The 18,821-nt window shown below is 63.2% G+C and carries 17 protein-coding genes; 10 read left to right on the top strand and 7 right to left on the bottom strand.

Going from position 1 to position 18,821, the window contains the following annotated elements:
* The first annotated feature begins 174 nt into the window (after positions 1-174).
* Entirely contained in the window at positions 175-1,632 is a 1,458-nt protein-coding gene (locus tag X744_RS164070) for an NAD-dependent succinate-semialdehyde dehydrogenase (RefSeq protein WP_023757694.1), read from the top strand.
* An 85-nt stretch (positions 1,633-1,717) separates the two neighbouring features.
* Positions 1,718-2,740, top strand: coding sequence for an aldose epimerase family protein (locus X744_RS164075; RefSeq protein ID WP_023757693.1), 1,023 nt, complete (start codon positions 1,718-1,720; stop codon positions 2,738-2,740).
* A gap of 141 nt (positions 2,741-2,881) precedes the next feature.
* Here X744_RS164075 and X744_RS164080 read toward each other — a convergent pair whose 3' ends face one another.
* Entirely contained in the window at positions 2,882-3,802 is a 921-nt protein-coding gene (locus tag X744_RS164080) for a sugar kinase (RefSeq protein WP_023757692.1), read from the bottom strand.
* A 150-nt stretch (positions 3,803-3,952) separates the two neighbouring features.
* On the opposite strand from X744_RS164080, the gene X744_RS164085 reads away from it, so the two are divergent.
* Both X744_RS164085 and X744_RS164090 read left to right on the top strand, forming a co-directional pair.
* Positions 3,953-4,402, top strand: coding sequence for a FixH family protein (locus X744_RS164085; RefSeq protein ID WP_023757691.1), 450 nt, complete (start codon positions 3,953-3,955; stop codon positions 4,400-4,402).
* A gap of 7 nt (positions 4,403-4,409) precedes the next feature.
* Positions 4,410-5,609 (top strand): cytochrome c peroxidase, encoded by a 1,200-nt coding sequence (locus X744_RS164090; RefSeq protein WP_023757690.1) that lies wholly within the window; start codon positions 4,410-4,412, stop codon positions 5,607-5,609.
* 1 nt (position 5,610) lies between these two features.
* Here the strand turns inward: X744_RS164090 and X744_RS164095 are convergent, their stop codons facing one another.
* Positions 5,611-6,063 (bottom strand): Lrp/AsnC ligand binding domain-containing protein, encoded by a 453-nt coding sequence (locus X744_RS164095; RefSeq protein ID WP_023757689.1) that lies wholly within the window; start codon positions 6,061-6,063, stop codon positions 5,611-5,613.
* Positions 6,064-6,227: 164 nt separating this feature from the next.
* On the opposite strand from X744_RS164095, the gene putA reads away from it, so the two are divergent.
* Positions 6,228-9,839, top strand: coding sequence for a bifunctional proline dehydrogenase/L-glutamate gamma-semialdehyde dehydrogenase PutA (gene putA, locus X744_RS164100; RefSeq protein ID WP_023757688.1), 3,612 nt, complete (start codon positions 6,228-6,230; stop codon positions 9,837-9,839).
* Between the two features lie 13 nt (positions 9,840-9,852).
* On the opposite strand, the gene X744_RS164105 is transcribed toward putA, so the two are convergent.
* The 4 genes from X744_RS164105 to X744_RS164120 all read right to left on the bottom strand — a co-directional run bounded on the left by X744_RS164105 (position 9,853) and on the right by X744_RS164120 (position 13,983).
* A complete protein-coding gene (locus X744_RS164105) occupies positions 9,853-10,167 on the bottom strand; it encodes an antibiotic biosynthesis monooxygenase (RefSeq protein WP_023757687.1) in 315 nt (104 codons plus the stop codon).
* A 54-nt stretch (positions 10,168-10,221) separates the two neighbouring features.
* Positions 10,222-11,061 (bottom strand): energy transducer TonB, encoded by an 840-nt coding sequence (locus X744_RS164110; RefSeq protein WP_245266434.1) that lies wholly within the window; start codon positions 11,059-11,061, stop codon positions 10,222-10,224.
* A 274-nt stretch (positions 11,062-11,335) separates the two neighbouring features.
* Positions 11,336-11,779, bottom strand: coding sequence for a hypothetical protein (locus tag X744_RS164115; protein WP_023757685.1), 444 nt, complete (start codon positions 11,777-11,779; stop codon positions 11,336-11,338).
* A 5-nt stretch (positions 11,780-11,784) separates the two neighbouring features.
* Positions 11,785-13,983 carry a TonB-dependent hemoglobin/transferrin/lactoferrin family receptor gene (locus X744_RS164120; RefSeq protein WP_023757684.1) on the bottom strand — a complete coding sequence of 733 codons (2,199 nt, stop codon included), beginning with the start codon at positions 13,981-13,983 and terminating at the stop codon, positions 11,785-11,787.
* A 198-nt stretch (positions 13,984-14,181) separates the two neighbouring features.
* Here X744_RS164120 and hemP point away from each other — a divergent pair, with 198 nt between their 5' ends.
* Genes hemP through X744_RS164145 form a run of 5 tightly spaced genes read left to right on the top strand, consistent with a single transcriptional unit; the run spans position 14,182 to position 18,304 of the window.
* Complete coding sequence (gene hemP / locus X744_RS164125) at positions 14,182-14,388, top strand: hemin uptake protein HemP (RefSeq protein ID WP_023757683.1); 207 nt, start codon at positions 14,182-14,184, stop codon at positions 14,386-14,388.
* Positions 14,389-14,411: 23 nt separating this feature from the next.
* Positions 14,412-15,473 carry a hemin-degrading factor gene (locus tag X744_RS164130; protein ID WP_023757682.1) on the top strand — a complete coding sequence of 354 codons (1,062 nt, stop codon included), beginning with the start codon at positions 14,412-14,414 and terminating at the stop codon, positions 15,471-15,473.
* An 11-nt stretch (positions 15,474-15,484) separates the two neighbouring features.
* Positions 15,485-16,375 (top strand): hemin ABC transporter substrate-binding protein, encoded by an 891-nt coding sequence (locus X744_RS164135; protein WP_031259652.1) that lies wholly within the window; start codon positions 15,485-15,487, stop codon positions 16,373-16,375.
* 11 nt (positions 16,376-16,386) lie between these two features.
* Entirely contained in the window at positions 16,387-17,490 is a 1,104-nt protein-coding gene (locus X744_RS164140) for an iron ABC transporter permease (protein ID WP_023757680.1), read from the top strand.
* 25 nt (positions 17,491-17,515) lie between these two features.
* Positions 17,516-18,304 (top strand): heme ABC transporter ATP-binding protein, encoded by a 789-nt coding sequence (locus X744_RS164145; RefSeq protein WP_023757679.1) that lies wholly within the window; start codon positions 17,516-17,518, stop codon positions 18,302-18,304.
* 39 nt (positions 18,305-18,343) lie between these two features.
* On the opposite strand, the gene rirA is transcribed toward X744_RS164145, so the two are convergent.
* On the bottom strand, positions 18,344-18,808 hold the full coding sequence (rirA, locus tag X744_RS164150) for an iron-responsive transcriptional regulator RirA (protein WP_023757678.1): 465 nt from the start codon (positions 18,806-18,808) through the stop codon (positions 18,344-18,346).
* Positions 18,809-18,821: the final 13 nt, after the last annotated feature.

The following is an 18,821-nucleotide window of genomic DNA, read 5'->3' as shown; positions in this document are numbered from 1 at the left end:
AAGCGAGCCTGCTCTCGCCCCCGACTGGCCCAACCCCTATATGCCATGTAGCGATTGCTTGCGGGCCTTGCCCTAGGTAAAGAGCAATGGCTCCGGCGTGCGGGCTTCAGTCCATGGCGCGCGCTCACCGAAGACTTCACAGACCGGCCGTCAGTGCCGAACGGAGGATAGACCATGCTTCAGAAAACCAGCCATTTCATGCGGCAGGCCAATCTCATCAACGGCGAATGGGTGCAGGCCGACAGCGGCCAGACGGTCGACGTCAACAATCCGGCCACCGGCCTCAAGATCGGCACTGTACCGAAGTCGGGCAAGGCCGAGACCCGCCGCGCCATCGAAGCCGCCGCAGAAGCTTTCAAGAGTTGGCGGAAGACGACTGCGCTCGAGCGCTCGAAGCTGCTGCGCAAGTTGCACGACGCGATGATGGACAGCCAGGACGTGCTGGCCGAGCTGCTGACCATCGAGCAGGGAAAGTCGCTGTTCGAATCGAAGGGCGAGATCGGCTCCGCCGCATCCTATGTCCTGTGGTTCGCCGAGGAAGGTCGCCGCACCTATGGCGACGTGGTACCATCGCCGTGGGCGGACCGCCGCATCCTGGTGACCAAGGAGCCGGTTGGCGTCATCGCCGCCATCACGCCGTGGAATTTTCCGTCCTCGATGCTGGCCCGCAAACTCGGCCCGGCGCTCGCCGCCGGCTGCACCGCGGTGGTAAAGCCCGCCTCGCAGACGCCTTACTCGGGTCTTGCCTGGGGCGCGCTCGCCGAGGAAGTCGGTTTCCCGAAGGGCGTCATCAACATCCTGACCGGCTCGGCCAATGAGATCGGCGACGAGATCTGCGCAAATCCGCTGGTGTCGAAGATCACCTTCACCGGCTCGACCGAGGTCGGAAAGCTTCTCATTCAGAAGTCGTCGGTCACCGTCAAGAAGGTGTCGATGGAACTCGGCGGCAACGCGCCGTTCATCGTCTTCGACGACGCCGACCTCGATCGTGCCGTCGCCGGTGCGATCACCGCCAAGTATCGCAATTCCGGTCAGACCTGCGTTTGCACCAACCGCTTCCTGGTTCAGTCTGGCGTCTATGACAAATTCGTCGAGAAGCTCGCCGCCGCCAGCAACGGGCTGAAGGTCGGTTCCGGCCTCGAGGACGGCGTGCAGCAGGGACCGCTGATCGACGAGAAGGCGGTCGAGAAGGTCGAGGAACTGATCGCCGACGCGACGTCCAAGGGCGGCAAGGTCGTCGCCGGCGGCAAGCGCCATGCGCTCGGCGGTTCCTTCTTCCAGCCGACGGTCATCGCCAACGCGACACCCAAGATGCGCTTCATGAAGGAAGAGATCTTTGGCCCGGTGGCACCGGTGTTCAAGTTCGACACCGAAGAGGAAGCCGTCGCGCTCGCCAACGACACCGAATTCGGTCTCGCCTGCTATTTCTACACCGGCGATCTCGGCCGCGCCTTCCGCGTCATGGAAGGACTGAAATACGGCATGGTCGGCGTCAATGAAGGCCTTATCACCACACCGGAAGCTCCGTTCGGCGGCGTCAAGGAATCCGGCCTCGGCAAGGAAGGCGGACATCAGGGCATCGAGGATTATCTCGATACCAAATATGTCTGCATTGGCGGCCTCGGCCTCTGATAATCTATTCCTGAGATGGGGAGGCCGATGGCCTGCCCGTTTTGTGCGGGAAACCAGCCGACTGGATCAACTGGCATTTGCGGGCATGGCGATGAAGGACGGCGAGGTTTTCGGTACGACGCAGGCAGGCGAGGCGGTGCGTCGCTTCACGATCAGGGGCGGCGGCATCACTGCCAACATCCTTGGCCTGGGAGCGATCATCCAGGATCTGCGCCTAACCGGGCACGATGCGCCGTTGGTGCTCGGCTATGACAATCTGGGATCCTATGAGACCGATAGGGCCTTCTTCGGCGCGGTCGTCGGCCGCTATGCCAACCGCATCCGCGATGGCCGTTTCACCATCGCCGGCAGTCGCTATCAGACCGAGCAAAATTTCCTCGGGAAACATACGTTGCATGGCGGCTCGCAGGGCTATTCCCACAGGCCGTGGACGGTTTCGCTGCATGGCAGGGATTTCGTCACCCTGACGCTGCATGACCCCGATGGCTCGATGGGCTTTCCCGGCGCGCTCGACGTCACCTGCACCTATCGGCTGAAGATCCCGGGCACGCTCAGTGTCGAGCTGACTGCCACCTGCGAGGAGCCGACGCTGTGCAATCTCACCCAGCATTCCTATTTCAACCTGGATGATGGCGGCGCCGGCGACATTCTCGACCACAGGATGATGCTGAATGCCGGTGCCTATCTGCCGGTCGATGGCGACATGATCCCGACCGGGGTGGTCAAGCCGGTTGACGGCACGCCGTTCGATTTCCGCCAGGCGCGGCCCTTGCGCATGGAGATCGAGGGCGAGCAACTGCCCTACGACCAGAATTTTTGCCTTGCCGCGTCACGTGGACCGCTCAAGCAGGCGGCATGGACGCAAGGCGCCAGTTCCGGTGTCGAGATGGAAGTCTGGACCACCGAGCCCGGCGTTCAGCTCTATACCGGCCAGTACGTGACGCTGCGTACCGGCCTCGAAGGCCGCAACTACAAGGCCTTTTGCGGTTTCTGCCTGGAGCCGCAGATATGGCCGGATGCGCCGAACCGGCCCTACTTCCCGCAGGCAACCTTGTGGCCGGGCGCGATCTATCATCATGTGACGGAGTATCGCTTCCGCCTGCCTTAAGGTCCGCCGATATTCAGGTGAGACCGGCCTGCAAACAGCCGTTTCCTGCGCTTCCGGTGCTCATATTCCCAAAAAGGACGTCCGCTCCGGTTCTCGGAACCTGCTGTTTTCGGCTTGGCCTGACCTGAATCTCACCGGACCTTAGCCTTCGAAAGCGTTTCGCAGCGTCTCGAACGGCGCCAGTGCGCCGCGCACCTGCACCACGGCGGCGGCGACGCGATGGGCACGGCGTGCGGCTTCCAGCGCCTCATGGCCGGCAAGACGAGCCGCAAGATAACCGCCGTTGAACGAATCGCCTGCGCCGGTCGTATCGACGGGGTCGGCGACATGGATCGCCGGGACCTCGCACAGCGTTTCTCCTTGGGCAATCAGTGCCGGCGCTTCGCCATTCTTGACGACGACCTCACCGACGAGTTGCCCGAGCCGCTCGGCCGTCGCCCGCGGTGTTTTATCACCAAACAGCATCTGCTCGTCGGGGTAGGTCGGCAGTGCGATATCGGTGACGACAAGGGCTTCGGCGATCGCGGCCTGCGCCTCCTCGCGATTGCGCCAAAGCCGCGGCCGGTAATTGGGATCGAACGCGACAGTCGAGCCGGCTGCCCGCGCCTTGGCGACAGCCGCCAGCAATGTGGTGCGCGCGGCCTCGCTCAGAATTGCCAAAGTGATGCCGCTGAAATAGACAAGGGCCTGATTTTCCAGGTTTTTCGATAGTGCTGCAGGATCCGAGGCAAGCTGCCGGGCAGCAGCGTCGGAACGCCAGTACGTGAAGGAGCGCTCGGCGCCGGTGAGCGTGATGGCATAGAGACCCGGTCGCGCCCCCGCTATGATGGGGCTGGAGCCGATGCCGATGCCGTTTTCCGCGAAGAAGCCGATTTGGCCTTGGGAAAACGGATCGTCGCCGAAGGCCGAGACATAGGTTGCGGGCCGCTCAGTGCTCAACGCGTGCAGTGCCCAAAGCGTGTTGAACGTGTCGCCGGCAAAGCCCATGCGCCAGTTTGGTCCCGTCTGACCCGACAGTTCGAGCATGCATTCGCCGATCGAGGCGACGCCGTTTCCCGCCATCTGCAATCCTCCAGTGATCTCGCTGCTGTAGCTTTTTGCCACCGGCAGCGCCATGCTTGGCAAGCAGGGTTTTTTCCGCCATGGCGTTTTCCCACAGCTGGCGGGATGCGATCCGTCCGGCAGAGCGTTGTCTGCAGAAGAGGAAACGGTTTGGCATCGATATGGCGCTATCTTCTCGCAGGTTTTGGTCTGGCTGCCTTGCTGGTCGGAATTCTCGCGGTGGTCTATCTGACGGCGCCGCGGTCGTCGCACCCTGCCGGCCCGGATGTTTCGCGCACGAAGAACACCGACAACGGGCTATTCGTGGCTAGTTTCTTGCCGGAGCGGGGCGTTGTGCGGCAAGGCCAGCTGCAATCGTGGCTGCTGACGCTGAAGACAAAGTCTGGAACTCCGGTCGAGGGGGCCGCGATCACGATCTCCGGTGGCATGCCGCTGCACAGTCATGGCCTGCCAACCAGCCCGCAGGCGACCGACTATCTCGGCGACGGACGCTATCGCATAGAGGGGGTGAAGTTCACCATGAGCGGCTGGTGGCAGCTGCATTTCGCCATTTCGGCCAATGCCGGCTCCGACACCGTGCTCTTCAATGTGGTGCTGTGAGCGAGAAATGAGGTGGCTTTCACGTTTTCTGGCAATGATGGTTGCCGTTATGCTTGCCGGTTGCGGCGAGCCTGACTTCTCCGACGCCGAGAAGAAGACCATCGCCTCGCTGGCGCTGTCCTCACTGCCGCCGCCCAAGCCCGACACCACCAACCGCTTTGCCGACGTGCCGGCCGCCGCCGCACTCGGTTCGACGCTGTTTTTCGATCAGGGCATGAGCCGTGATGGCACGGTATCCTGTTCGACCTGCCATAAGATCGACCGGCAATTCCAGGACGACCTGCCACAAGCCGTCGGCGTCGGCCACACCAACCGGCGCACCATGCCGCTGGCCGGAGTGGCGCGCGATCCCTGGTTCTTCTGGGACGGCCGCCGCGATAGCCTGTGGGCGCAAGCGCTAACACCGCTCGAAAATCCACTGGAGCAGGCAGGAAACCGCGCTGCCTACGCCCATTACATCAAGGCGCGCTTCGGCGAACGCTACGAGCGCATCTTCGGGCCGCTGCCCGATTTTTCCGACATGCCGTCGAATGCCAGCCCGCTTGGAAACGATGCTGAGAAGGCTGTTTGGGACGCGATGAGCGGCGTGCAGCGTGACGCCATCAACGGCGTCTTTGCCAATATCGGCAAGGCGATCGCCGCTTTCGAACGATCGATCGAGCCAGCGCCGACGCGCTTCGACCGCTTTGCGATGGACCTCGTCACCGGCGCCGAGCCGAAAGGCGACGCTGTTTTTTCGAAGGAGGAGATCCTTGGGCTAAAACTGTTCATCGGCAAGGCCAATTGCGTGACCTGCCACAACGGCCCGCGCTTCACCGACAACGGTTTTCACAACACCGGCGTGCCGCCCGTTGCGGGCCTGCCGCCAGATCGCGGCCGCATCGATGCCGTGCGCCAAGTCGAAGCCGACCCGTTCAACTGCTTCGGCGCCTATCGCGATGGCGACGCCACCGCCTGTGGCGAACTGCGCTTCATGGTCAAGGATGCGCCGCAACTCATCCGCGCCTACAAGACACCGTCGCTGCGCGGAGCCGCAACGCGGCCGCCCTACATGCATGCCGGGCAGTTTTCGTCGCTCGACGAAGTGGTGGCGCACTACGCCAAGGCGGCCCCTAGCGTGGAGGGTACGTCCGAAATTCATCCGCTGGAGCTGTCGGATCATGAACGTGCGGCGCTGGTGGCGTTCCTGAAGACGCTTTCGGAGTGAGTTACCGATCCTTCACCGTCTCCATTGCCACGAAGGTCGAGGTCTGGGCGACGTGGGGCAGGGCTGAAATACGCTCGCCCAAGACGCGGCGGTAGGCGGCGATATCCCGGGTGCGAACCTTCAGCAGATAGTCGAAGCTCGACGCCATCATGTGGCATTGTTCGATCTCCGGCACGGCCTGCACGGATCGGTTGAAGGCGTCGAGCGCGGCGGATCGGGTGTCGGACAACTTCACCTGGACGAAGGCAACATGGCCTTCGTCCATGCGCTCGCGGTCGATGATCGCCTGGTAGCCCCTGATGTAGCCTTCCTTTTCCAGCCGCTTCACCCGCGCCTGGACGGGCGTCTTCGACAGGCCGACCTTTGCCGCCAGTTCTGACATGGACAGCCGGCCATCGCTTGCCAGCGCCGCCAGGATATTCCTGTCGATGCGGTCCAATTGGTCTTCTGTCATCGAAGTTTCAGGCCATATGTCAATTTCTGGACGCCCAAGATAGGGCAAATGAGCTGCAGTGTCGATTTCTTTGGACCGGCCGAAATTTCGCATTTGTGCTAGCTTGCGCCATTCGGTTCGGTGACCGCCGGCCCGATCCCCTTTGCTCGATCCATGGGACCGCCATGCCAGCGCTTGATGCCATCCGCCAGCAGATCCGCGCCAACTATCTGCCCGACGAAGACGAGGCCGTGAAGCGACTGGCCGAGGCGACGGGGCTTTCAGCGAAAGACCGCAAGGCAATCTCTGCCCGCGCCGCGGATCTGGTGCGGGCGGTGCGTGGATCGTCCGATCCAAGGCTGATGGAAGTCTTCCTCTCCGCCTACGGTCTTTCCACCAAGGAAGGCGTGGCGCTGATGTGCCTGGCCGAGGCGTTGTTGCGCGTGCCCGACACCGAGACGATGGACGACCTCATCGCCGACAAGATCGCGCCGCACGACTGGTCGGCGCATTCGGGCGGCTCGAGTTCCATTTTCGTCAACGCCTCGACCTGGGCGCTGATGCTGACCGGCCGTGTCCTCGATGAAGGCGAGGGCGGCATCGAAGGCACGCTGCGCTCGATGGTGCGGCGGTTGGGCGAGCCGGTCATCCGCAAGGCAGTGGCCGCCGCCATGCGCGAAATGGGCGAGCAGTTCGTGCTCGGCCGCACCATCACTGAAGCCGTCAAGCGCGGCCGGCCAATGACGCAGAAGGGCTATCTCTATTCCTTCGATATGCTGGGCGAGGCAGCCCGCACCGAGGCCGATGCCTTGCGTTACCACAAGGCCTATGCCGACGCGATTTCCTCGCTCGACGCCGGTTCCAATGGCCCTGATATCCGCCAGAACCACGGAATCTCGGTCAAGCTGTCGGCGCTGCATCCGCGCTATGAGGTGGCGCAGAAGGACGGGATGCTGCCGGTCATGGCCGAGCGACTGCTGTCGTTGGCGCTGGCCGCGCGCCATTCGCGCATGGGTCTCAACATCGATGCCGAGGAGGCCGACCGCCTCGATCTGTCTCTCGATGTCATCGAGCGGGTGCTGGCTGAGCCGGAGCTCGCCGGCTGGAACGGTTTTGGTGTGGTGGTGCAAGCGTATGGACCACGCGCGGCCTTCGCCATCGACTGGCTCTATGCACTGGCCAAGAAGTACGGCCGCAACATCATGGTGCGGCTGGTCAAGGGCGCCTATTGGGACACCGAGATCAAGCGGGCGCAGACGCTCGGGCTCGCCGGTTATCCCGTCTTCACCCGCAAGGTCAACACTGATGTCTCCTACATCGCTTGCGCGAAGAAACTGCTTGGCATGACCGACCGCATCTATCCGCAATTCGCCACCCACAATGCCCACACCGTCGCCGCCATACTGTCGATGGCTGACAATCGCGATACCTTCGAGTTCCAGCGCCTGCATGGCATGGGTGAGGCCCTGCACGAAACGGTGCGCCGGGCCGAGGGCACGCGCTGCCGCATCTATGCACCAGTCGGTGCGCATTCCGATCTGCTTGCCTATCTGGTCCGCCGGCTGCTGGAGAACGGCGCCAACTCCTCATTCGTGCACCAGCTCACCGACGAGGACGTCGAGCCGGAGGACATTGCCCGCGATCCACTCGAAACCGTGGAGAGCCAGGGTCCGGCCGCCAATCCGGCGATTGCCCGGCCTTCGCAGATTTTTGGGGCCGGTCGCCGCAACTCGAAGGGTTTCGATATCACCGACACAATGACGCTGGCGGCGATCGACAAGGCCAGGGCGGCCTTCGTCGGGCCGGATCGCTGGCATGCCAAGCCGATCACCCGGGCGGCCGGCTACGGCAAGCAGCGTCCAATTGTAAACCCGGCAAAGCCTTCCGAGGTGGTCGGCACGGTCAGTGAAGCCGCTGCCAAGCAGGTGGCGACCGCCGTTCGCTTTGCAGTGGAAGCGCAACCGGCCTGGACGAAGCGTCCCGTGGGCGAGCGCGCGGCCATCCTGAACCGCGCTGCCGATCTCTACGAGGCGAATGCCGTCGAGTTCTTTGCACTCGCCACTCGGGAGGCCGGCAAATCGCTGGCCGACGGCGTCGCCGAGGTGCGCGAGGCCGTCGACTTCCTACGCTACTACGCCACTGAGGCGGCCAATGCGGAGGCGGGCACGCAAGCGCGCGGCGCCATCGCCTGCATTTCGCCGTGGAACTTTCCGCTCGCCATCTTTACCGGCCAGATCGCCGCCGCACTCGTCACCGGCAATTCGGTTATCGCCAAGCCGGCCGAGCAGACGCCGCTGATCGCTTTCCGCGCCGTCGAATTGCTGCGCGAGGCCGGCGTGCCGGAAGATGTCATCCAGCTTCTGCCCGGCGACGGCCCATCGGTCGGCGGGCCGCTCACCGCCGATCCGCGCATTGCCGGCGTCTGCTTCACCGGCTCGACCGAGGTCGCGAAGCTGATCGAGAAACAGCTGTCAGAGACGGCCGCGCCCGACGCAATGCTGATCGCCGAGACCGGCGGTCTCAACGCGATGATCGTCGATTCCACCGCGCTGCCCGAGCAAGCCGTGCGCGACATCCTGGCCTCGGCCTTCCAGAGTGCCGGCCAGCGCTGCTCGGCGCTGCGCGTGCTCTATGTGCAGAAGGACGTCGAGAAGAAGATGCTGGAGATGCTGAAGGGCGCCATGGAGGCGCTCAGCGTTGGCGATCCCTGGCGGATTTCGACCGATGTCGGCCCTGTCATCGACGACGAGGCGCAGAGTTCGATCCGCGAGTACTGCACGAAGATGGGCCTGCAGGGCCGGCTGATCGCCAAGCTCGAGGCGCCCAAAGTGGGCCGCTTCGTCGCGCCGCATATCTTCCGGGTCAAGGGCATCGAGGACATGGAGCGCGAGGTGTTCGGGCCGGTGCTGCACGTCGCCACGTTCGACGCCGACGAGATCGACGGGGTCATCGCCGCCATCAATCGCAAGGGCTATGGCCTCACCTTCGGCCTGCACACCCGCATCGAGGGCCGCGTTCAGCATTTCGTCGACCGCATCCATGCCGGTAACATCTACGTCAACCGCAACCAGATCGGTGCCGTCGTCGGTTCGCAGCCGTTTGGCGGCGAGGGGCTTTCAGGCACCGGTCCGAAGGCTGGCGGTCCGCACTATCTCCGCCGCTTTCGCAAGGGGCCGGAGGCCGGCACCCATTTGCAGGATGGCCATAAGGTCACGGCGACCGAACTTGCCGACAATCTGCCCGATCCCACACTTGGCGGCTGGTCGACGCGCCCGGACCGGATCGCCATTCTGAGGAAGCATCTGCGCGGCAAGGGTGCCGCAGCCATTGGCGCTGCCGCCGGCATCGACTTCGGCCAGGTCGATCTGCCGGGACCGACCGGCGAAGCCAACACGCTCTCGCTGTCGCCACGCGGACGGGTGCTATGCCTTGGTCCCGATGGCGATACGCTGCTCGCTCAGACGATCCAGGCGCTCGCTGCCGGCAATGCGGTGCTGGCGGTCGCGCCCGGCGCACCGGCGGCGCTCTCGGCGCTGACCGGCAAGGGCCTGCCCCTGGCCGCCTTGGACGGCCGGCCGGATCCGGTCGAAGCGCGATCGCTGCGCGTCGATGTCGTCGCTTTCTCGGGCACGCCCGAGGCTGCGCGTGTCGTGCGCAAGGTCATTGCCAACCGCTCCGGTCCGATCGTGCCGCTGGTCAGCGAGGTGTTGAACCCGGCGGCCTATGCACATGAACGGGCTGTCTGCGTCGATACGACGGCTGCCGGGGGCAATGCGAGCCTGCTGGCCGGAGCTTGACCCCGGCCTGTTATTACGCGCCCTCGACGACCGAAAAGCCCTCGAACTGGGGATGGCCGAGATAGTGCACTTTTGTCGTGCCGACATTGCCGTGGGCGGCACGGAAATTCTCCGATTTGGTCCAGGCGATAAAATCATCATGGCTCGCCCACACCGTATGCGACGCAAACAGCGTGTAGCCTTCGGCCTCGTTGACCGGGCCACGCAGCAGGTGAAATTCCCTAAACCCCTTCATCTCCGCGAGGCTGGAGTCGCGGTTCTTCCATACGGCCTCGAAATCGGTCTCCGAGCCGGCCTGCACCTTGAAGCGGTTCATGGCGATGTACATCGTGATTCCTTTCATGCTTGACGATCGATGGCTGGCGTAACGGGCCACGGAGACTCAGAATGGGCCGATTGGTGCTTTGAACCGCCAGCTTAACTTTCCGGTCTCCGGCGGAATGGGAGGGAAGGGTGCCTGTTTTCGCACCAGCTCCAACGCGAATTGATCGAGTTCCGGAGAGCCTGAGCTTTTGGCAAGTTGCAAGTCGCTGATGGTTCCATTGGCCAGCACCACAAATGCCACCATAGCATTGTTGCGGGCGGTCGATTGCGCCGCTTTCGAAACGCGGCGATTGGCGCGAGCCAATTTGTTGGCCACCTCGCCGCTATAGAGAGACGTTGCCGCGTTGCCGGCATCGGTTCGTTTTTTGCCTTTGCTGGCAATTGCCGCTTTTATTTCGTGGCCGTCCGCTGTGCCGCGCTTCTCGTATGGTTCGCTAGCAGTTGCTGGGACAACTGCAGGAATTGGCCTGGCGCTTGGAATCGGCGCCTGTTCTGGAACGGCGACAGGCATTTCGATGCTCTCGGCCTGAACCGTCGGCTGTGCCGGCGTTTCGGCCTTGGGAGACACGCTCTGGTCATCGGGGCGTGGGGCGCCGGCCACCAATATGTCCGGGGTGATCGTCTGCTGTTTGACAGGTTCCGGCAAAGGCTTGAGCGGCGGCTTCGCCGCTTGCCGGGCGGGCTGCGCAGGTTCTGTTGGCGGCGCCGGCTTGGGCGGCGTTGCCGGCTGTGGTTTAGCCGGTTGCGGGTTCGGCACCAGCGCAACATTTATGGCCGCCGGATCCTTATCCAGCGTGCTGCCGACCACGTTGCTGCCCGACTGATCACTGCCTTCCGGCTGCTCGGCATCCCTGGAATCGAATGTCCCCGAAGGCGAGACCAGAAAGGCCGCCGCCACCGCGGCATGGAGCAGGCATGAGACGACGATCGCTGCCGTCCATTTGCGGTTCCAGACCGATGGCCGCGGCGGTGCGAGCGGCTCGGTTGGTTCTATGGCCAACTCGGCGCTGGCGTCTGTGAGGGGGCTGATATCCTGCATGTCTCGCGTCGAGACCTGCAGCGACCCGAGCAGAATTGTCAAATCAAGATCGCTTGGTCCAGAGGACAGCGCGCGGAAGCCGGCCACAGGCCATGCCACTGTGTTTCGCGTGAATGCGGGATGCAGTCCCACCTCAGACGCCGAAAGCGATTCCGGTCTTGGTGTCCGTCTTCAGCTTGCGCATGCAGGCATTCGGTTCGACGCCGATGCCGGTGCATTCGGTCGCGCTGTTGATCAGCACGCGGCTGACTTTGGCGCATTCGATGCCGGCCAGATCGAAACGCGTCACCTTGGTCTTGCCCGCCGGCAATTCCTTGAAGTCGAGCACTGTCAGCCGGTCGACGACGCCGGCTTCGTTGAACAGTGCGATCTCGAACGCCGCCTTGGATAGGTCGGCGCCGAGATTGTTGTTGACCACGAAGGTCAGGCGGCAACCCCTGTCGGAAGGTTGCGCAGCGTTGAGTTCGAGGCTGAGCGCGGGGACCGGCGCGGACTGTTGTGCCCACGCCGGAACCATCGCAAGCGACATCGCCAGCGTCGAGGTCAGCAGACGAAGGGATGTCGTCAAGCTCGTCATTGTCATCAGCTTCCAAATCGCATGGTCGCCGCCAGTTTCAGTGTGATGCCGGGCTCGTAGGCGGCGAAGACCGGCTGCGCCGGCTGGCCAGCCGTGGTGAGGTTGAGCGGGTTGGCGTATTTGACATCGAACAGATTGTCGGCGCGGAAATCAATCTTCAAATTGTCGGTCGCCTGGTAGCTGGCGAAGGCATTGACCAGCGTGTAGTCCTCGGCGATCGGATTGCCCTTCGGCTTGCCATTGTATTGGACTTCGCCGCCGACAGTCAGCTTGTCCTCGAGGAACCGCAGGCCGAGCTGCGCGGTGACCTGGGAGGAGAGGATGGTGGCGAGGTCCGCTTCCACATCCTTGTAGGAAATTGTGTGACCATTGGTGATGGAAGCTGAAAGTGCAGCATAGCCCCATCCAGCGTCATAGACGCCTTCCAGTTCAAAGCCATGGATCTTGGCCTTGGCGAAATTCTGATACTGGAAGCAGATCGGGATGCCGGGGCCGAACGGGCAGCCGCTGGTCGGGTCGAATGCCGACAGCGTCACGCCATCGATATAGTCGTCGACGTCGTTGTTGAAATAGGCGGCCTTGAGACGAAACGCGTCGCCAGCCTCGAGGATATCGTTCTGCTTGTAGTTGATGCCGAACTCGGTCGTCTTGCCGGTCTCGGGCCGCAGATTGGGATTGGGCAGGAACGGGAAGCTGACGCCCGCCGGATGATTGCCGCTGATCAGCGTCTCGGTAATCGACGGCGAGCGATAGCCCTCGGCGTAGGTGCCATAAAACTGAAGACCTGCAAGGCCTGCCGATTCGAACGGTGAGACACCGACAGTGATCCGGGGCGATACCCTGTCGCCAGATATATCGTGGGTGTCATCCTTGAGGCTGTAATTGTCGTAACGCAACCCGGCGATGACTTCGAGCCAATCCCAGGTGAGCTTGTCCTGGATATAGGCGCCTGACACGTTCCGCTTACCGGAGGGCGTGTAGAAACTGTCGCCGCCGGCCGTGCCGCCAGTCTTGACGTTATCGCCGGCCCAGTCGCCGCCATAGGTCAGTTCGTGCGCGATACCCGCGGTCTCGAATCTGGATGTGTTCCAGATATCGATGCCGGTCGTGCCGATATCGAACGTCGATGTCGAGCCAGCCGGCAACACCACGGGAAGGCCGGTGCTCGGATCAAACCGTTTGAGAGGAACGAGGCTGGTCAGGTCGAGGTTGGTCTTGTTGTAGGAGGTGTTGATGTGGAGATCGAGCCAGCTCTTGTCCTCATCCGTGATGTTGTAGCGGGCCGTGAAGGTATTCGACTTCAGGTCGACGTCATTGACGGGCACGCCGCCGCTGATCTCGTTCCAGCCGTCGCTTGAGCCGACCCAGCCGAGCTTCAGTTCACTGTTGTCGGTCGGCCGGATGGTGGTCTTGAGCAGGCCGCTGAGCACGTCGAAGCCGGTGCCCTTGACGGTATCACCGCCGCCATCCTTGTAGTCGTCGTAGTCGCGGTAGACTATGTTGCCGAGCGCATCCCAGTTCTCGTTGAAGCGGTAGGCGCCGGATGCGCTGGTGGTCCAGCCCTTGCCGTTGCTCTCATAGCGTCCGGTGACGGAACCGGCCCACGTCTCGTCCGGCTTGAGAAAGTCCGTGGCGTCCTTGGTATCGAAGAAGACGACGCCTCCGATGGCGCCCGAGCCGTAGGTGTTGGCGACAGGACCACGGATCACGTCGACGGATTTGACGAGTTCCGGGTCGATATAGAAGGTCGACTGCGTGCCGTGGTCGGAGCGCTGGAAATTCTGCCGTGCGCCGTCGACGATAACCGCGACGCGGCCGAAATCCTGCAAGCCGCGGATGTTGATGCTGGTGCTGACGCGCCTGGCGTCGGCCTGCGCCGCGACACCGGGCACGCCCAGCAGCATCTCATTGGGCGTCGTCGCCATGCGGCGGTCGAGCTGTTCCTGGCCGACATGACTGGCCGACGCCAGCGATTCGATCGCCGTCTCGCCGGTGCGGCTGATGACGAGGATCTTGTCGAGCAGCGTTGCTCCCGCCGGTGCCGCCTTTTCCTCGTCAGCCTTCTTCGTCTGATCCGCCGGCTGCGCCGCCTGCTGGGCGTTGGCCAGTTGCGCCGACAGGGCGATCGCCGCCACGCTTGCCAGCAAGGCCGCCGCACCGTTCGCCGCCGACCGGCCGCGCCATTCCCAATTCACCAACCCCATGCCCCAACTCCAAAGTCCAGGTTCCATGCTGGCTGGCCTGGGGCTGGCTGGCATTTTTGATCGTGTCCGGTGTCTTAAATCTTGACTCATTTAATCCTGTATTGCACTGACTAGTAAACCTGATTATTCAAGTCAAGAAATGAATCGGATTACGCAACGCCTAGCCAGACGCCCGGCACAGGAAAGGGATCGATCCAGATGAACACCCACAATCCCAACGATTTTCGCTATCGCGTCCGCCGCTCCGACGATGCCTCCGCCCGTTTCGACCGGGTTCCGCTGGCGGTGCGAACCTTGTCCAGCAACACCCTGTTCCAGGGCGAGCACGAGATCGGCATCGAGCATCATGGCGCGCTCTACCGGCTGAAGATTACCCGGCAGGGCAAGCTCATTCTCAACAAGTAAGGCAAGGCAATAGGGACCGAGATATGGACCAGCGCGTAAAACCCGCCCCGCATGAAATCCGGCGGGCACGGACAGACAATCCGAAGGCGCGCGAGCGTGATCTGGCTGCCCGACTCGGCATTTCGGAGGCCGAGCTGGCAGCCGCGCATTGCGGCGATGGCGTCGTTCGCATCGAGCCGCGCGTCAACGATCTTTTGACCGGCCTCGAGGCCGTCGGCGAGGTCATGGCGCTGACCCGCAATGAAAGCGCGGTGCACGAAAAGATCGGGGTCTATGACAAGGTCGTCACGGGCAACCACAATGCCATGGTGCTTGGCGAAAACATCGACCTGCGCATCTTCCCGAAAGCGTGGGTGCATGGCTTTGCCGTGGAAAAGCGCGATGGCGACGAGATTCGCCGCAGCCTGCAGTTCTTCGACGCGGCTGGCGAGGCCGTGCACAAGGTGCATCTGCGGCCGGCTTCCAGCCTCTATGCGTATCAAAAATTGGTCGCCGCGCTCGAATCGCCCGATCAGGAGCCGACGGTCGACATTTTCGGGCCAGTCTCCGATGACGAGATCCATGGCGACGAAGCGACCGCCAATCTCGACGATCTGCGCGACCGCTGGAGCCGGCTAACCGACGTGCACCAGTTCTTCGGCATGCTGAAGACGTTGAAGCTCAGCCGCCGGCAGGCGGTGCGCATGGTCGGCCAGGACTATGCCTGGCTGCTCGACAATGACGCTGTCCGTGTCATGTTCCATCATGCCGCGGAGGGCGAGATACCGATCATGTGCTTTGTCGGAAACCGCGGCTGCATCCAGATCCATTCCGGACTTATCAAATCCATCAAGCCGATGGGACCATGGATCAACGTGCTGGATGAAACCTTCCACCTGCACCTGCGAACCGATCACATCCACGAGGTCTGGGCCGTGCGCAAGCCGACCAAGGACGGTCATGTCACCTCGCTCGAGGTTTATGACGCCGACGGCAAGATGATCATCCAGTTCTTCGGCAAGCGTCATGAGGGCGAGAGCGAGCGTGACGATTGGCGGTTCCTGGCGGAGAACCTGCCGCGCATCCCAAGCCCGACTGCAGCCTGAGGAGAACGACAATGGGTTGCATTTCCAAGATCATCGCCGGGCCGGCGATCGGTCTGTCCCTTGCTTTCGTCGCACTGCAACCTGTCAATGCCACGGAAGGCACGGCCGTATTTGCCGATCCCTCGAGGATTGCGGCCATTGGCGGCTCGATCACCGAGATCGTCTACGCGCTCGGCGAGGAGAAGCATCTGGTGGCGCGCGATTCCACCAGCCGGTATCCGAAAGCGGCGCTTGAGCTGCCTGATGTCGGCTACATGCGCGCGCTGTCGCCGGAAGGCGTCCTGTCGGTCAACGCGACAGGCATCCTGGCGCTGCACGGCAGCGGTCCCAAGGAAGCCGTCGATGTCTTGAGGAAGACGAGCATCCCGTTCATCGAAGTGCCCGAGCACTATAGCCACGAGGGTATCCTCGAGAAGGTCCGCATCGTCGGCAAGGCGCTCGGCGTTGACGCCAAGGCCGAGGTGCTGGCCAAGGAGCTCGATGCCCGGCTCACGGCCGCCGAAAAGCAGACGGCCCCGATCATGCAGCGCAAGCGCATCCTGTTCGTGCTGTCGATACAAGGCGGCAAGATCCTGGCTGCCGGCAGCGAGACCGCCGCCGACGGAATGGTCAGGCTGGCTGGCGGCGTCAACGCGGTCGAAGGCTTTTCCGGCTACAAGCAAATGTCCGACGAGGCTGTTATCACCGCCAGGCCGGACGTGATCCTGATGATGAGCAATGCCGGGCCTCCGGTGTCGGACGACGAACTGTTCGGCAATCCGTCGATCGCCTCGACGCCTGCCGGAACCGCGCGCAAGCTGATCCGCATCGATGGCTCCTATCTGCTCGGCTTCGGGCCGCGCACCGCTGACGCCATCCACGAGCTCGCCGTCTCGCTTTATGGCGGGCAGGTCACGGATTGAGCAGGCAAATTATGGTCGATCAATCGATCGCCGGTCCGGTGAAGGCGATGGCGAGCGCATCCGAAGGCGACCGGTCAGGCCGAGCCCGCATCGTCATCCTGCTGCTGTGCCTGGGGCTCTTCATTGCCGTCCTGCTATCACTGACATCAGGAGCGTCAGACGCGTCAGCGGTCAATGTCATCAGCGGTTGGCTGTTCGGCACCGTGCCTGATAACGCCGCGTTGAGCGCCCGCGACAGCTTGATCGTCTACGACATCCGTTTGCCGCGTATCACCCTCGGCCTGCTGGTCGGCGCGGCGCTCGCAGTCTCCGGCGCGGTCATGCAGGGGCTGTTCCGCAATCCGCTGGCCGACCCCGGCCTCATTGGCGTTTCGGCTGGCTCCAGCCTCGGCGCGGTTGCCGTCATCGTACTCGGCGCCACAGTGTTGGCTCCCGCGACAGCCATAGTCGGCACGCTTGCGCTGCCACTGGCGGCCTTCTTCGGCGGGCTTGCGACGACTTTGGTGCTCTATCAGGTTGCGACACGACGGGGGCAGACCTCGGTTGCCACAATGCTGCTCGCCGGCATTGCGCTGGCCGCGCTCGCCATGGCGCTGACCGGCATTCTCGTCTTCATGGCCGACGACCGCCAGTTACGCGACCTGACCTTTTGGTCACTCGGATCGCTCGGCGGTGCGACCTGGGCGAAGATTGCTTCGGTTGGGCCGATCATCGTCTTGGCGCTGGCGGCGATGCCGTTCCTGGCACGGGGCCTTAACGCGCTGGCGCTGGGCGAGGCGACCGCTGGCCATCTCGGCATTCCGGTGCAGCGGCTGAAATACACGGCCATCGTCGGCGTCTCGGCGGCGGTCGGCGCGTCCGTCGCGGTCAGCGGCGGCATCGGCTTCGTCGGCATCGTGGTGCCGCATCTGCTGCGCTTGGCTATCGGCCCGGACAATCGCTATTTGCTGCCGGCGTCGGCGCTGCTCGGCGCCTCATTGCTACTGCTGGCCGATGCGGTCGCTCGCACCGTCGTGGCACCGGCCGAACTGCCGATAGGCATCGTCACCGCGATCGCGGGCGCACCGTTCTTCCTTTGGATCCTGCTGCGCAAGCGCGGCGTAGTCGACCTGTGAGAGTCGTTTATTTGCGAGAGTTGGGATGATCGAGGCAAGGGACGTTTCGGTTGACATCGCAGGCAAGCGTATCGTCAGCGGTGTCGATTTCCACGCGCGGCCCGGCGAGATCGCCGCCATCGTGGGCCCCAATGGTTCGGGCAAGACGACCTTCCTCAAGGCGCTCTCCGGCGACCTCGCCTATACCGGGCGCGTCGCCCTCAACGGCCGCGATCTCTGCGCGATGAAGCCGGTCGAGACCGCCGTCCAGCGCGCGGTGCTGCCGCAGGCGACGACGCTGTCGTTCCCGTTCACGGTGCGAGAAGTGGTCAAGCTTGGCCTTGTCGGCGGCCGCTCGGGCGTCCTGCCGGGCGAGGATGCGCGGCTGCCGGAACGGGCGCTGGCGCGCGTCGATCTCGACGGTTTTGCCGGACGTTTCTATCAGGAACTTTCGGGCGGCGAGCAGCAGCGCGTCCAGCTTGCGCGCGTGCTGTGCCAGGTCTGGGCGCCCGTGCTCGACGGCAAGCCGCGCTATCTCTTCCTTGATGAACCGGTTTCCAGCCTCGACATCAAGCACCAGCTGATCATCATGGACATTGCTCGCGACTTTGCCAGAAGAGGCGGCGGCGTGGTTGCCATCCTGCATGACCTCAATCTGACGGCCATGTCTGCCGACAGGATATTCGTCATGCATTATGGCCGGCTGGCCGCCACCGGGTCGCCGCAGGACGTGCTGAGCGATGACCTGATCGAGAAAGTGTTCGACTGCCGGCTCAGGGTCGGCGTGCTGCCGGCCGGGAACATGCCGTTCGTGCTGCCCCAGTCAGCGGCCTAATTTATTGCAGTAGGTCTAGCCAGACACACGTCGCCAGGTTCAGGCAGCCGGGGCGCGGCGCTCCAACAGCATGTCGATGCCGAGTAGGTTGCGCACATTCGGGCGCGCCGCCACCAGATCGGCGATCGTGTAGCGCTCCAGCACCGCGAAGAACGCGTTCAGCGCCTCGCGCAGCGCCGAATTCAGCGCACAGCTATCGACCAGCGGGCATTCGGCGGCATCGTTCTCGAAGCATTCGGCCATAGCGAAGCTTTCCTCCGTCACGCGCACCACATCGAACAAGCTGATCGCTTCGGCGCCACGGCCAAGCTTGACGCCGCCATTCCTGCCCCGCACGGTCTGGACAAGGCCATGTTCGACCAGCGGCTGCAGGATCTTGAACAGGAACAGTTCCGACACCGAATAAGCGGCGGCGATCTCGGGGATGCGGCTCAGCCGGTCATCGTTTGCCGCGCAATACATCAGGATGCGCATGGCATAATTGGTTTGGCGCGTTAACCGCATTTTGTCCTCGCAA

It is taken from the genome of Mesorhizobium sp. LNHC252B00, from assembly GCF_000502955.1.
Taxonomy (GTDB): Bacteria; Pseudomonadota; Alphaproteobacteria; order Rhizobiales; family Rhizobiaceae; genus Mesorhizobium.
The sequence above is the reverse complement of the archived record's forward strand: the minus strand, read 5'-3'. Positions and strand labels throughout refer to the sequence as shown.

Excerpts from the sequence above, each read along its gene's own strand:
- X744_RS164120 (WP_023757684.1), bottom strand. The coding sequence starts at position 13,983 with ATGGGGTTGGTGAATTGGGAATGGCGCGGCCGGTCGGCGGCGAACGGT.
- X744_RS164105 (WP_023757687.1), bottom strand. The coding sequence starts at position 10,167 with ATGTACATCGCCATGAACCGCTTCAAGGTGCAGGCCGGCTCGGAGACC.
- X744_RS164080 (WP_023757692.1), bottom strand. The coding sequence starts at position 3,802 with ATGGCGGGAAACGGCGTCGCCTCGATCGGCGAATGCATGCTCGAACTG.
- X744_RS164145 (WP_023757679.1), top strand. The coding sequence starts at position 17,516 with ATGATCGAGGCAAGGGACGTTTCGGTTGACATCGCAGGCAAGCGTATC.
- X744_RS164135 (WP_031259652.1), top strand. The coding sequence starts at position 15,485 with ATGGGTTGCATTTCCAAGATCATCGCCGGGCCGGCGATCGGTCTGTCC.
- X744_RS164090 (WP_023757690.1), top strand. The coding sequence starts at position 4,410 with ATGAGGTGGCTTTCACGTTTTCTGGCAATGATGGTTGCCGTTATGCTT.
- X744_RS164070 (WP_023757694.1), top strand. The coding sequence starts at position 175 with ATGCTTCAGAAAACCAGCCATTTCATGCGGCAGGCCAATCTCATCAAC.
- X744_RS164075 (WP_023757693.1), top strand. The coding sequence starts at position 1,718 with ATGGCGATGAAGGACGGCGAGGTTTTCGGTACGACGCAGGCAGGCGAG.
- hemP (WP_023757683.1), top strand. The coding sequence starts at position 14,182 with ATGAACACCCACAATCCCAACGATTTTCGCTATCGCGTCCGCCGCTCC.
- X744_RS164140 (WP_023757680.1), top strand. The coding sequence starts at position 16,387 with ATGGTCGATCAATCGATCGCCGGTCCGGTGAAGGCGATGGCGAGCGCA.
- X744_RS164130 (WP_023757682.1), top strand. The coding sequence starts at position 14,412 with ATGGACCAGCGCGTAAAACCCGCCCCGCATGAAATCCGGCGGGCACGG.
- X744_RS164115 (WP_023757685.1), bottom strand. The coding sequence starts at position 11,779 with ATGACGAGCTTGACGACATCCCTTCGTCTGCTGACCTCGACGCTGGCG.
- X744_RS164095 (WP_023757689.1), bottom strand. The coding sequence starts at position 6,063 with ATGACAGAAGACCAATTGGACCGCATCGACAGGAATATCCTGGCGGCG.
- rirA (WP_023757678.1), bottom strand. The coding sequence starts at position 18,808 with ATGCGGTTAACGCGCCAAACCAATTATGCCATGCGCATCCTGATGTAT.
- putA (WP_023757688.1), top strand. The coding sequence starts at position 6,228 with ATGCCAGCGCTTGATGCCATCCGCCAGCAGATCCGCGCCAACTATCTG.